The following is a 12,223-nucleotide window of genomic DNA, read 5'->3' as shown; positions in this document are numbered from 1 at the left end:
CCCGGTGCCGATGGTATCGGGCTCCTCGGCATGTCTGTGCACGGATGGCCGGTTCGGTTCTTGAGCAGGGGAGTTGAAGCGCAGTTGGACGGGGACGACGACTTCGGTGCGGAGTTGGCGGCGAGCCTCGACCCGGACTCGTGGGTGTGGCTGCCGGGCGTGGACTACGCGGCCGGGTGGCGGGTGGCGCGCCGGGAAGCGGACGAGCTGAACGCGCTGCTTGCGGCGTGCGGTGTGAAGCGCACGCAGCTGCGGGCGGTCGCCGATACCCATGCCCTCGGCGGCCCGGTGGTTCGGCTGGAGGGTGTCGCGGAGGGCTGGCTGAGCCTGAAGGAACTGCTCTGTCTGGCCGCGTACGTGCGCCGCGAGCTGGCCTGACCGGATCCCGGTCGGCGGGGGAGGTGCGCGCGTGGCCGGTTGGGGGAGGCTTTGGGCGGTGTCCTTGTGGGGTTGGGGTCGGGCATGGTCGGGGGGGCCGTAAGCTGCTGCGACTCGGTCAGGGCTTTTGGGCCTGACCGCAATGTGGCCGAGTGGCCCCCGTCCTTGCCCGACGCGGGCCCCGGCCCGGCAAGGTGCGTAAAGCCTCCCTCGGCCGGCCATGCCTCCGGTCCGCTCCCGGACGTTCTCACCGAGTTCAGCAGCTCTCGAACTGCCATCCCCCGTTGCGGAACGCACCGCTGGCAGCGGCTCGAAGCCGTCCGGCATGACATCGAGCCGACTCACCCTCACCATCACACAGCCGCAGCAGTAGCTCACACCGTAGATGCGGGGAGACTTCCGGGCGGTGCGAGGAGCGAGTTCACCTGGCCTTCCTGGTGAGTGGTTAGGCATGGTACCTTGCAGCGCATGGTAACTGACGGAGGCCGATCGGGAGTCAGCCAACTGCGGCGGGGTGTCCTCGAATTCTGTGTCCTCGCTTTGCTGCGGGACGGTGAGAGGTACGGGTTCGAGCTGGTGCGTGACCTGGGTGCCGCGCAGGCGATGGTGACCAGTGAAGGAACGATCTACCCGCTGCTCTCCCGGCTGCGACGTGAGGAACTGGTCACTCCCTCATGGCGGGAATCAACCTCAGGACCGCCGCGACGGTATTACACCTTGACCCCGGCCGGACATCGCGCGCTGAAGGAGTTCACCGCCGAATGGACGCTGTTTCGGGATGCTGTCGACCGCCTTCTGACGCACGAGGAGAACAACGGATGATTACCCCGCAGAACGGTATCGTCGACGACTACCTGGCTCGCCTCGAGGCAGCTGCCACAGCACTTCCAGCGGATCGCCGAACGGAGCTACTGGAGGAGATCCGCCAGCACATCGGTGACGCCTTGAGCGACGCCAACGCTCAGTACGAGAGCGTGGTCCGCAACGTTCTCGAGAAGCTTGGATCACCAGCCGACATCATCGCCGCGGAGGCCCCGCTGGGCAGTGCCGCTCCGCAACCCGCCTCACCCGTGCCCGACCGTCCCCGTCCGCGTATAGACAGATGGAAGATCGCCGGGCTGGGACTGCTCCTCCTCGCCGCGCTCGCCCTCCTGGCCTTCAACTCATCGCAGGGTGATTCGCCGGGCACGCGTCCGTGGCCGTCACCTACCTGGTCCTCGACCACCAGCGTGGCGACTCCTCAATGAGGGCGCCGCTATGAGTCCGACCCAGTCCTCCCGGAACCCGTGATGTTTCGGCGCTGCCTGGCACAAGTTCGCCGGAACATGTGCGTTTTCCAAAGGGCTTGTTCGAGGTGACGATCACGCTGGCTCTTTCGTATCTGTTCGAGACGAGTTGGACGAACAGGTTCGCGGCCTCCGATTCGAAGGGGATGTAGCCGACCTCGTCGATCACGATCAGCGGGTAGCGGCCGAGTCTGATCAGTTCGTCCTGGAGTCGGCCGGCCTGGTGGGCGGCGGCGAGGCGGTCGACCCACTGGGCGGCGGTGGCGAACGCGACCCGGTGCCCGGCCTGGCAGGCCCGGATCGCGAGGCCGGTGGCGATGTGGGTCTTGCCGGTGCCCGGCGGGCCGACGAAGACCACGTTCTCCTTGGCCGCTATGAAATCCAGTGTGCCCAGATGGGCGAGCTGCTGGAAGTGGGTCCCCTTTGATCCGCCGATCAGCGGTCAAGTTTTCAGGTTCTGGATCACTTTCCGTGCCAGAGCCACAGAGCGTCACCGGAACCGCGATCATGAACGGCCGTGGCTGACGATCTCCTCCAAGACCTCTGGCTCCACCAGGCCGCTGACATCGCGGTCAACACCCTGACCATCCGCGCCGACCGCGTCACCGTCCACGCCGCCACGACCGGCGACGAGGCGGGTTGTCCGTCGTGTGGAGCTGTCTCGACCCGGGTGCACAGCAGCAGCAGGAAGGGGAAGAACTTCACCGCCTTCTTGCCGGCGATCAGCAAGGACGCCCTGAAGAAGATCAGCGCGGAGGTCCGCTCATGGCGGCTCCACCAGCAGATCCGCCTCACCTTCTTCGACCTCGCCCGTCGGATCAACCCGATGGTGCGCGGCTGGATGCAGTACTACGGCGCGTTCTACCGCTCCGCACTGCATCCCCTTCTCCGCCGCATCAACGCCTACCTAATGCGGTGGATCCGCCAAAAGTACAAGCGGCTGCGGACGTTCAAGAAGGCCCACGCATGCTGGCTGCGGGCGACGCACCAGTACCCAAGGCTCTTCGCCCACTGGGCATGGACGCCCCGAGCCTGGCGATCAGGATGACAAGAGCGGAGTGACGGGAGACTGTCACGCTCCGATCTGTGGGAGCCCGGGGGTGCGATTCCCCCGGGCGACCCGACCGACACACCCCAGACGCCGCGCGGCAGCGAACAGGCGCGAACGCCTTCGCTCATGGTGGCCGCGTCTTCGTGGGCGGGCCAGCCGCCCGGCCCGGAACGGCCGAAAGGCCGCATGCCCGGCCGGGGCGGCTGGGGCCGCCGGCGGCGCGGATGCGCCGCCGCTTGAGTAAGTAAAGGCAAGTTGCGACAGCCCCGTGCCCTGACTCGGATGTGGGGATGACTGAAGATCCGCCATCTTCGAACGTGCGGGTCGGCGGGGTTGGCGATTCGACCATCACCTGTTCGGTGGCGAGCTGCTCGGCTATCCGGCGCCAGACCCGCTCGGCGACGGCAAGCTCGTCACGCTCGGCCCGCACCTGATCCAGCTACCCGGCCAGCTGTTCTTCGAGTCCGACCAACTCCGCACGCCGCGCGGCGACCCGTTTCGCGATCTCGGACTCCACCATGAAGCGGATCATAGGCGGCGCCGGGGGTAGCGGCGCGGAGGAACCCGCACATCCACTCCGACCTACCCGTCAGACGATCAAGACCGCCGACACCCACCCACAACCAGCACGAGCACTCCGACCGAGCATCACGCCAGCGCCCCCGACGCGCACGTTCGAAGACAGCTAAGGCTCAGTGTGCAGACGCCGCGACCACCCTCTGCACGGGTCGAAGCTTCCCTCGCACTCGGGGAAGCTCCGACCGGTGCAGCCGATCCGGAGCAGAGCTCATGCTGCCTGTCTCACGGCTGTGCTATCTCCGTGCGCGCGATCGCCATCCGTGGACATGCCAAGAAGTCAGGTAGAACGCCGCGAGGCCAGCAGCCATGCTCAGGGCAGCAATCACCCAGCAGGCAATGCTCGATGGTTGTTGCCCAGTCCAGTCCCACCAGTAATCCTGGCCCGTGTGATCCTGGCCGAGGTAGGTCAGCGGGAAGATCGTGGCGACCGGCAGAATCCAGGACAGCCATCGCCCGAAAATCCGGCCAGACAGCAGGGCGAGACCAAGCCAGACCAACACAGCACGGCTGGCCACGATCGCCAGATCCGTACCCTTCACGGCCAGTTGCGTACCGCCGACAAGCAGCACAGTGACGACCGAGACAGCAAGGAGGTGCCGTGTCTCATACTTCCGCAGTGCACTGCTGGCGGCGTCTTCCATCTGCTGCGCCCGGCTGTGCAGGCTGCCTGCAGCGAGTGCCACGAACCCAATCGGCAGCTCCCGGTACAGCGGGATCCCACTCGCACGTCCGCCTTGCTGACCCGGGAACGCCAGGGATACCGATCCAAACACTGCGTCGCAACCAGTGAGGATCAGAAGTCCCACAGTCAGGCCGAGTACGTGATGTGCCCGTGCGTAGCGCAGGACGGTGTCATATCGCATAGGTGATGGGGCATCATCCGCAGTAGGCATGGTGGATCGTCTCAGTTCGTTGCGTCACCCAGGCGAGTTGTTCGCCCTCGGGCTGCGTAATCACCCGAGCGATTGCGTCCATATCTACGCCGGGCGGCCCACCGTGCATGTCAGCCGGCCGACCGCCACCGTAGATCCGCATCGCCAGCCACATATTCAGCTCTCCAGTGGCCAACACGAATTGCGGGGTAATTTTGTCACCGAGAGGGAGCGGACAACCTTGGGGCCGGGAGGCATGCAAGATCGAGCCCGCCACTGTCTCGGATGCGTCCCACATGGAGCCCTCAAGGATGTAGAAATCCTCGAATGCGTGCTGCGGTCCGCGCACGCCGCGCTCATAGAACACCGGTGGAACAGAGAACATTCCGCTCGGCAGCTGTCGGAGGCGCTCCGTCATCCCCTGAGCCTGCGGTAGGTACTTGCGATCATCCGGCCACAGGCACACCGCAGGGCTGCCGGTCGTGCACAACGGTTGGCGTGGTGCGGAGCGTTCCACCTGTACCGGCGCCGTCGCAAGCAGTCCGACGACAGCGACGCACAACGAGACGCATATCGTGACGGCGCCGACGCGGCTTGCGGTGCCGTTCCACGCGCGATGGGCCGGGAGTAGGGACCGCCTGACGAACCCCGCGGCGGCCACCAGCAGCACGGCGAGAAGGCAGCGGGCGATCAATGCTGGCAGTGCGACCTGCTTGAACGGGTCTCCGGATAGCACGAAGAGACCGAGCGCCTTTGGAGCACCGGCCCAGCCGATGACCACGAAAGATCCGAGACCGCAGATCACCGGTCCGACGAACTGCGACCTCGACCAGTGGCCGACGAGATGTCCCGCACTGGCGAATGCCACCACCAGTGCCACACCGAGCAGAACATAGCTGGGCCACAGGAAACCAGGGCCTGCTGTCGGGGCGCTGACGACTGCTGCAGCGACGACGCCTACGCCGTAGGCAGCCACGCCGTAGGTGAGTGTGGCGAAGAGCTGGGTCAGCTCGATGCGCCATGCGGGGCGTGCTGCGACGCCAAGCTGAGCGTCGAGATTGTTGCGGCTGGTGCGCCCCGCGGCCCATGCCGCTCCCGCGGCGAGTAGCGGCGCGAAGTAGAACGCCGGAATCTGCGTTTGCACGCTGGTCTGCGGCCAATCGCCGATCCACCATCGGGATCGGCCGAAGAGTGCGGCGAGATCGAGCGCGACGAACAGCGGAAACCACCATCGCAGCGGGGAACGCCGCAGTTCCATCCAGTACAGCTTCATCGCATGCCTGCCGCTCGCCGACTCAGCGCCGTCATGTAGCCGCGTTCAAGGGGCGAATCCCCGACAGCATCAGGTGCTGCCAGCGCGCTCAACTGATCGGGGCTTCCACGAAACGTAAAGTCGCCCGCTGTCATCACCGCCACCTCATTACAGATCGCTGCGACATCCTCCACGAGGTGGGTGCTGAGCACGACCGCTGTGTTGTCCAGTGATCGGAGCAGTTCCCGGAACTCAAGGCGCTGTGCCGGGTCGAGGCCTACGGTCGGCTCGTCGAGCAACACCAGCGGAGGCGAGCCGACGAGCGCAGCGGCGATCCCGGCGCGGCGCAGCATGCCACCCGAAAGTGACTTCATCTGAGACTTCATCCGGTCTCCGAGACCGACCCGGTCAATGATCCGAAGTGTTTCATTGTGAGCCGGTCCCGAGGGGACCTCGCGCAACCAGGCGCAGTAGCGGACGAAATCGTACACCGTGAAAGACGGAGGGTAACCGAAGTCCTGGGGCAGGAAGCCGATCTGACGACGAGCCAAACGCGCGGATTTCGCCGATTCCACCCGCCGGCCGAGGATATCGATAGTCCCAACACGCGGCGGGGTGATGGTCGCAAGGGTCCGCAGCAGAGTCGTCTTTCCGGCACCATTGGGGCCGACGAGCCCCAAGACACCCGTATCGATGTCGAGATCCAGGTCCGAGATGATCGTCTTCTTGCCGTATCCCTGAGTGAGCCCAGAGACGTGCACTACCGCACTCACAATATGCCTTTCATGCAGAACAAGCTGTGTGCCGTGAAAAGCTATCCACGGCACACAGCTTAGGCGAACCTAAAGGTCAGGAACTGAACCAGACCTGAGAGTAATTCGCCGACCAAGTGCAGTCCACCTGGCCCCAGCCGTTGACATACGCGCCGCTGTCGAAACTATTCCAGCCGGAGTAATTGTCTGATTCGGCGGAGCAGTTCTCGTAGTTCTCGTAGTTCCCGGTTACGGTCACGTGCGGGTCGACGCAGTGGGCGTTCGAGCCGGTGTTGCCCCAGGTCGAGTAGCAGCCGTTGGTGGTCGAACTCTGACCCGCGAAGGCCACCGGTGAAAGGCTTATTGTTGCGGCTGCCGCAAGGATGCCGATAGCGGATACCTTGGTTATGCTTGCGCGCACTCGCGACTTCGTCACTAGATGCTCCCTGATCTTATGGTTGAGGCGTCGAAGGGGGCCCAACTGCACAGAGTGGGCGCTCCCTGGAAGCCGGAATCCAGTCGATCACGTGGTTGACGTAGAAGATGGGCCTCTCGGTGAAATACCGGCTTACCCATATCCGCCGTAATCTTTACGTGATCGCGGGTTGTTGAGATGCGGGCTACGGTCTGCCTGCAACGTGCCCTTCTGTCCGGAGCAGATCGGAACAGCTACTCCGGTTTACCTTTCATGCGGGGCAGGTCGCGCACCCGCGAAAGTCGTCCCCGGCGTGCAGGCTTAAGTATCCCTGCTGATCAGCTGGTGAAACGAACGGCGGACCAGTTGGCGGACCAGGTGCAGTCCTCCTGGCCCCAGTCGTTCGATACCGATCCGGCTCCGAACCAAACCCAGGTCTGATTGTCCGACTCGGCGCTGCAGCTCTCGTAGTTCCCGTAGTTCCCGTCTTGGGTCGCGTTCGGGTTGTTACAGTGCGCGTCCGAGCCGGTGTTGCCCCAGGTCGAGTAGCAGCCATTGGTGGTCGAACTCGCGCCCGCGAAGGCCAGCGGCGCAAGGCCGACAGTTGCCGCAGCCGCAAGGACTCCGACCGCGGACACCTTGGCTATGCGTGCGCGCGCGCGTGACTTCGTCACTAGATCCCCCCTGATGTTTGGTTGAGGTAGCGAGAGAGGCCTCCGTGGTGCAGTGCGGAGCCATCCTTCGCGTCGTTGAACCTAGTGGATCGAGGGCCTGTGTGGAAGTCCAAATTTCTGCGGCATTTGTCCGAGTTTTGTGAACCACCCTAATTTTAAAGCAAGTTGAGTAGACGTGATCTGGCATAGAGTCAGTTGCGCAAAGGGCTTTCGGGGCACTGCTGTCCTGTAGGTCTGGTCGTTTCGCCCTGGCGTCGCAGCAGCATGGCCGGCCCCGGGAGCAGGTCCCACTTCGCCCATGCCATCGAGTCGAGGAGATCCCGGAGCGACGTCCTTCTGGCGATGCGCCCGGTCTGAATCGGCGAGCGTGCCAGGGCAGCTGTCTTCAGGTGCTCGCGATGTCGTCGTGGCGGGCGACGGTGCGTCGTGGGTGCGTTCAAGCCGGGCGGCGGAGATCCAGGATCAGGTTGTCGTCCTCGTCGGTCAGGGTGAGGAAGTGCAGGCCGTGGCGGTGGTGCTTGCCCGAGTAGTTTCAAGACCACGAAGTTAACCCGCGCCCTGCTCGGTCACCGACTCGGCCGCCGCCGCTTCGGCTACGAGCTGTGCGGCCATCCGCCGCTGCCAGAACGGCTCGGCGGCGGCGAGCTCGTCACGCTCGGCCCGCACCTCCCGAGCTGCTTGGCCGGCTGCTCCCCAAGTTCGTCCAGTTCCGCGCGCCGCGCGACGATCCGCTCTGCAATGTCGGACTCCCCCATGAACCGGATGCTAAGCGGCACAAGCGGGGGAATTGGGGAGACCGCCCCGTCAGGCGATCGAGGCCGCAGTCCCGCCCACCACAAGCACGAGCACGGTCAAGGACCGTCACGCCAGCTGGGCTGACCAGTATGTTCGAGGATGGCGAGACTTCATTGCTGAACAGGCCAGTCAGCGGGCCGACTTGGCCGCTCGGTTGGCGCGCCGGGGCTTGGTGGCCTCGATGTTGTAGGTCACGGCGGTGGTCTCGGCGCCGAGCCTGGTCTCTTCGAGGATCAGGGGCAGGCCTGAGGGCCGGTCGTATGTGACGCGGTGGACGACCAACAGGGCGGCGGCCTCGGACAGGCGAAGGGCCTCCCGTTCGTCGGGCTGGGGGACGCGGGCGTTGACTCGCTCGCGCCAGGCCACATCGTGCCCGGCAGCTGCCAGTGTCGTGTAGACCTCGGCCGGCGTCACACCCGGCTCCTTCGCCAGAGGGGTGTCCACGATGCGCTCCATGGGGAGCAACAGGCGGTGCAGGGCGCGACCGTCGCCGGACGTGTCGGTGATCAGGCGGTCACAGGCGAACATCGCCTCGCCTTCGTCCAGGTCCAGCAGTGGCGCGGTGATGGCGTCCGTGCGGGTGCGGTAGACGGTCGGCTCCTCGCCGTGACCGAACCACGTATCGGTGGGCGTCTCGTACTGGCTGCCCCGGAGGGTGACGGTGCGCTCCATGGCGTTGGTGGGGCCGTGGACGGTAGTGCGCACGAAGGTGCCGCGACCCTGCTTCACGTCCAACTGACCTTCACTGCGCAGAGCGGCGACGGCCAGCCTGACGGTCGGTCGTGAGACGCCGTATGCCTGGGCGAGATCGGTCTCCGTGGGCAGCTGCGTGCCGGGGGGCCACTCGCCGGTGGCGATCGCCTGTCGCATCGCTGCCGCCACCTGCTTGTGCAGTGCCTCGTTCCGGATGATCGCCATGGTGTTGACCCCTTGGTGCGGGCGCCGGGGGAGAGGCCCGCTTCGCGTGTGCCGTGTCGTTTTCGAGGATTCGTGTGTGGTCGTTTGCCCTGGTCGGGCCACGTGTCTAGGTTTGTCGTCAGTTGCTAGCCGTTAAACGTAAGCATGAATCGCTTGCGTCGGGGCGTCAAGGAAGGGCATCATCTCGCCATCAAAGGTAAGGACGTTTGACGACTGACGTCATGCGGCCTTTGATGCCAAAGGAGTGTGCGCTCATGCAGTCCATTCCCGTTGACGGAACCCGGCTGGGCACGATGACCTGACCCTATGAGGGCCGGGCCCCCTTCCGTACTCAGCCCGGCGATGCCTATCGTCCGGGTACACACGATCTCGGGAAGGAGGCCCGGCAATGTCTGTCTACGTCGGAATCGACGTGCATCGCAAGCGGTCCCAGATCGCGCTGATCGGCCAGGACGGCGAGGTCGAGGTCAACCGCAACGTCCCCAACGGCGTCGAGACGGTGCTCGGGGTGATCGGGGACCTGCCGATCGGCACCCCGGTCGCGTTCGAGGCCGCCTACGGCTGGGGCTGGCTGGTCGAACTCCTGGAGGACTACGGCTACGAGCCCCACCTCGTCCACCCGCTGCAGTGCAAGGCAATCGCCTCCGCCAGGCTGAAGAACGACAAGGTCGACGCCGCCACCCTCGGACAACTCCTACGAGCCGATCTCCTGCCCGAGGCGTGGATCGCCCCGCTGGACGTGCGCCAGCAGCGCGCCCTGCTCCGCCATCGCTTCCAGCTGGTACGCCTGCGCGCCCTGCTCAGGAACCGGATCCACGCCGTCCTCGCCGATCTCGGCCACACCCGTCCGGCTGGCGGGTGCTTCACCGGACCGGGCCGCGCCTGGCTGGCCGAACTGTCCCTGCCGGACGCCTCCCGCCACGTCGTCGACGACCTCCTCGCGGTCATGGACGCCCTGCAGCCTCCCATCAACGTCCTCGACAAGGAGCTTGCCGCACTCGCTCGCGGCGACCCCCGCGCCGCCGCACTGATGGAACTGCCCGGCGTCGGCACCCTCACCACGCTGGCGATCGTGGCCGAGACAGGCGACATCGACCGCTTCCCCTCCGCGCGCAAGCTCGCCTCCTGGGCCGGACTCACCCCCACCGTTCACAACTCCGACCGAACCGTCCGCCATGGGCACATCTCCAAGCAGGGCTCGCCATGGCTGCGCTGGATCATGTGCGAGGCCGCCCAGACCGCCAAACGCCATCCGGCCTTCGCCCCCGGCTACCAGGAGATGGCCCGCCGCCGGGGCAAGAAGATCGCGACCACCGCGGTGGCCCGCAAGCTCCTCGCCCGCGCCTACCACGTCCTGCGCGAACTCCGCGACCAGCGGCCGGCCGCCCCTCGCGGCCCTTCCACCCGCCGGCCGACAAGAGCAGTCACACACTCCGGGCGAGCTCGCAACATTGCATGAGACGGCACCGCCGCGCTCGATGACCTGACTGAGCAGCCCGGTTCCCCGCACCACGGTCATGGCGCCAGCCACGGCCGGACGCCGGATGGGTGCATGTGACACCACACGCCCGACCGAACGCCCAGGGAACACCAACACGCCATCCCCACAAGCACTCCGGAGCATCCTCGCCGAACCATAATCGGCCGCCGCTCGTCGGCGTCCAGCTCGTTCGTCCTCGCCCGCTCGATCCCTCACAGGCTCCGGGCGCTCCAACTGGACTCCTCCCACGCGCCAGGCCACACCGGACAACCGCGAGGACACCCCCGAAGAAAGAGACCCCGGAATCAAGCCCCGGGCATCTCAGCCTGCCATTGACAGGCCCGACCCTCATGGGTGCTCTGTTTCACGAAATGAGAGAGCAGGCTGGCGTACTGCAAGAGGGCGCTGACCTGGCTATTTGAGGGACGGCATGTCGGTGGGTGCCTCACGTGTGGCATCTGACCTGGAGTGTTTCAAGAGCTGCAATTCCGTTCCAAGGCCAATGAGAACGCCCTCCTCGAATGCGGGGGCCGGCCCGAGGTCGCCGAGCACGTCGACCTCGCCCTCTCGGTGGCAGAGCGCGCGGGCCGGCGAGCACACCGGGGAACAGCTCGCGGCCGTCCTCAAGGCCCTGGCGACCGCCGAGCACCTCCTCTTCCGCGACCTGCCCGGCCGCCGCCACCTGCCGGCCTGACGTCGCTGCCCGATGAGGCGCCGGCCACCGCTGGGTGGTCGGCGGCTTCGTCGTCCCGCCGTCCCGCCGTCCCGCCGTGCCGCGCGCGGCGGTCGTCGTCCCATCGCGTTGTTCATCCTTGACCTATGACGTCGCGGTCGCCGTCCCGCCCGCCGCCTCGCCGGTCCCGTCGCTGTGCACGGCCGCGGCCACCCCTGCCGGGTGACGGTGCGGCGATGTCAGGCCCCGGCGGGCGCGGGTGGATCCGGCTCTGTGCCGCCCCGGTCCATCCTGAGCGGCGGATACTCGTCCGTCAGCAGGAAGGCGTAGGCGAGGACCCTGATCAGCCAGCGGTCGAACCCGACGAGCGTGTCGAACTGGCGCTTCGGATAGCGGCCGGTGCACAGCAGGACCACCCCGGGGCTGGTGAACACCATGGCCACGAGGGCGGCCAGGGCGAGGACGGGGAGGAAGCCGCCGATCCACCACAGCACCTGGAAGCTGCCCAGTGAGAGCACGATGAGGAGGTACTGCGGGGTCGCGCGCAGCCACCACTTCAGCAGCGCCGCCCCGCGCGGCAGGCGTCCCGGGTAGCGGATGTACAGCCGGGCCGGGTAACCGGACTCGGCGCCCAGGCTGAACGGCGGATAGCGGTCGGTGGCGAGCGCCCCGTAGGAGTAGTAGGCGACCCGCCAGGTCCAGCGCAGCACGCCGGTGGCGAAGTGGAACAGCCTGCGCGGATACTGAAATTGAATGAGTGGTGTCGGGGGCTGGCCGGGGTCAGCCATCCATGATCAGTCCGGCTTGGGTGAGGCATCCGTCGATCAGATCCGGGCGGTACTGGATTTTCTTCAGGCTCCGCTTGACGGTTTTGGTCAGGTGGTCGAGATTGGCCACGGCAAGGTTGCCGATGGTCCGCTTGACCAGCGACCAGATGCCTTCCTGCGGGTTGAGGTCCGGCGCGTACGAGGGCAGTTGGAAGACCGTCAGCCAGTCCTCGTTTGCAGCGATGAAGTCCTTCATCTGCGGCACGAGGTGCACCGAGAGATTGTCCCAGACGAGCACGACCGGGCCGCCGAGCTGGATGCGGGCCCGGAC

Annotated in this window: 15 protein-coding genes; 6 read left to right on the top strand and 9 right to left on the bottom strand. The window is 66.1% G+C overall.

What is annotated here, in order from left to right:
- The first annotated feature begins 60 nt into the window (after positions 1–60).
- The 3 genes from ACFQ87_RS24820 (at position 61) to ACFQ87_RS24810 (ending at position 1,625) form a co-directional block, all read left to right on the top strand.
- Positions 61–378, top strand: coding sequence for a hypothetical protein (locus tag ACFQ87_RS24820; RefSeq protein WP_380612997.1), 318 nt, complete (start codon positions 61–63; stop codon positions 376–378).
- A gap of 468 nt (positions 379–846) precedes the next feature.
- Positions 847–1,200 (top strand): PadR family transcriptional regulator, encoded by a 354-nt coding sequence (locus ACFQ87_RS24815; RefSeq protein ID WP_380612996.1) that lies wholly within the window; start codon positions 847–849, stop codon positions 1,198–1,200.
- Positions 1,197–1,625, top strand: a complete 429-nt coding sequence (locus ACFQ87_RS24810) for an HAAS signaling domain-containing protein (protein ID WP_380612995.1) — start codon at positions 1,197–1,199, stop codon at positions 1,623–1,625. Before ACFQ87_RS24815 ends, ACFQ87_RS24810 begins: the two co-directional genes overlap by 4 nt.
- Here ACFQ87_RS24810 and ACFQ87_RS24805 read toward each other — a convergent pair.
- The gene (locus tag ACFQ87_RS24805) at positions 1,585–2,022 is read right to left on the bottom strand and encodes an ATP-binding protein (RefSeq protein WP_380612994.1); all 438 of its coding nucleotides are present in this window, start codon (positions 2,020–2,022) and stop codon (positions 1,585–1,587) included. The two genes, ACFQ87_RS24810 and ACFQ87_RS24805, sit on opposite strands and share 41 nt — an antisense overlap.
- Positions 2,023–2,181: 159 nt before the next feature.
- On the opposite strand from ACFQ87_RS24805, the gene ACFQ87_RS24800 reads away from it, so the two are divergent.
- A complete protein-coding gene (locus ACFQ87_RS24800; RefSeq protein WP_380612993.1) occupies positions 2,182–2,712 on the top strand; it encodes a group II intron maturase-specific domain-containing protein in 531 nt (176 codons plus the stop codon).
- An 815-nt stretch (positions 2,713–3,527) separates the two neighbouring features.
- Here ACFQ87_RS24800 and ACFQ87_RS24795 read toward each other — a convergent pair.
- From ACFQ87_RS24795 to ACFQ87_RS24770, 6 genes are all read right to left on the bottom strand, one after another.
- Positions 3,528–3,977 (bottom strand): hypothetical protein, encoded by a 450-nt coding sequence (locus ACFQ87_RS24795; RefSeq protein WP_380612992.1) that lies wholly within the window; start codon positions 3,975–3,977, stop codon positions 3,528–3,530.
- A gap of 193 nt (positions 3,978–4,170) precedes the next feature.
- Entirely contained in the window at positions 4,171–5,439 is a 1,269-nt protein-coding gene (locus ACFQ87_RS24790) for a hypothetical protein (RefSeq protein ID WP_380612991.1), read from the bottom strand.
- Positions 5,436–6,179: an ATP-binding cassette domain-containing protein gene (locus tag ACFQ87_RS24785; RefSeq protein WP_380612990.1), complete on the bottom strand. Its 744-nt coding sequence runs from the start codon at positions 6,177–6,179 to the stop codon at positions 5,436–5,438. The genes ACFQ87_RS24790 and ACFQ87_RS24785 overlap by 4 nt, the downstream gene beginning before the upstream one ends.
- A gap of 88 nt (positions 6,180–6,267) precedes the next feature.
- Positions 6,268–6,606: a hypothetical protein gene (locus tag ACFQ87_RS24780; protein WP_380612989.1), complete on the bottom strand. Its 339-nt coding sequence runs from the start codon at positions 6,604–6,606 to the stop codon at positions 6,268–6,270.
- A gap of 317 nt (positions 6,607–6,923) precedes the next feature.
- On the bottom strand, positions 6,924–7,259 hold the full coding sequence (locus tag ACFQ87_RS24775; RefSeq protein ID WP_380612988.1) for a hypothetical protein: 336 nt from the start codon (positions 7,257–7,259) through the stop codon (positions 6,924–6,926).
- A gap of 924 nt (positions 7,260–8,183) precedes the next feature.
- Entirely contained in the window at positions 8,184–8,972 is a 789-nt protein-coding gene (locus tag ACFQ87_RS24770) for a GntR family transcriptional regulator (RefSeq protein WP_380612987.1), read from the bottom strand.
- A 388-nt stretch (positions 8,973–9,360) separates the two neighbouring features.
- Between ACFQ87_RS24770 and ACFQ87_RS24765 the strand changes: the two genes are divergently transcribed.
- Together ACFQ87_RS24765 and ACFQ87_RS24760 are read left to right on the top strand one after the other, a co-directional pair.
- Positions 9,361–10,431 carry an IS110 family transposase gene (locus ACFQ87_RS24765; RefSeq protein ID WP_380612986.1) on the top strand — a complete coding sequence of 357 codons (1,071 nt, stop codon included), beginning with the start codon at positions 9,361–9,363 and terminating at the stop codon, positions 10,429–10,431.
- A 523-nt stretch (positions 10,432–10,954) separates the two neighbouring features.
- Positions 10,955–11,146, top strand: coding sequence for a hypothetical protein (locus ACFQ87_RS24760; RefSeq protein ID WP_380612985.1), 192 nt, complete (start codon positions 10,955–10,957; stop codon positions 11,144–11,146).
- Positions 11,147–11,364: 218 nt separating this feature from the next.
- Here ACFQ87_RS24760 and ACFQ87_RS24755 read toward each other — a convergent pair whose 3' ends face one another.
- On the bottom strand, positions 11,365–11,913 hold the full coding sequence (locus ACFQ87_RS24755) for a DUF4389 domain-containing protein (RefSeq protein ID WP_380612984.1): 549 nt from the start codon (positions 11,911–11,913) through the stop codon (positions 11,365–11,367).
- A partial coding sequence (locus tag ACFQ87_RS24750) for a transposase (protein WP_380612983.1) occupies positions 11,906–12,223 on the bottom strand: 318 nt, incomplete at its 5' end. The genes ACFQ87_RS24750 and ACFQ87_RS24755, both read right to left, overlap by 8 nt.

Source organism: Kitasatospora sp. NPDC056531 (assembly GCF_042794375.1).
In the GTDB taxonomy this organism is placed as follows: Bacteria; Actinomycetota; Actinomycetes; order Streptomycetales; family Streptomycetaceae; genus Kitasatospora.
The sequence above is the reverse complement of the archived record's forward strand: the minus strand, read 5'-3'. Positions and strand labels throughout refer to the sequence as shown.

Coding starts and splice junctions, on each gene's coding strand:
- ACFQ87_RS24815 (WP_380612996.1), top strand. CDS start 847: ATGGTAACTGACGGAGGCCGATCGGGAGTCAGCCAACTGCGGCGGGGT.
- ACFQ87_RS24810 (WP_380612995.1), top strand. CDS start 1,197: ATGATTACCCCGCAGAACGGTATCGTCGACGACTACCTGGCTCGCCTC.
- ACFQ87_RS24790 (WP_380612991.1), bottom strand. CDS start 5,439: ATGAAGCTGTACTGGATGGAACTGCGGCGTTCCCCGCTGCGATGGTGG.
- ACFQ87_RS24770 (WP_380612987.1), bottom strand. CDS start 8,972: ATGGCGATCATCCGGAACGAGGCACTGCACAAGCAGGTGGCGGCAGCG.
- ACFQ87_RS24765 (WP_380612986.1), top strand. CDS start 9,361: ATGTCTGTCTACGTCGGAATCGACGTGCATCGCAAGCGGTCCCAGATC.
- ACFQ87_RS24760 (WP_380612985.1), top strand. CDS start 10,955: ATGAGAACGCCCTCCTCGAATGCGGGGGCCGGCCCGAGGTCGCCGAGC.
- ACFQ87_RS24755 (WP_380612984.1), bottom strand. CDS start 11,913: ATGGCTGACCCCGGCCAGCCCCCGACACCACTCATTCAATTTCAGTAT.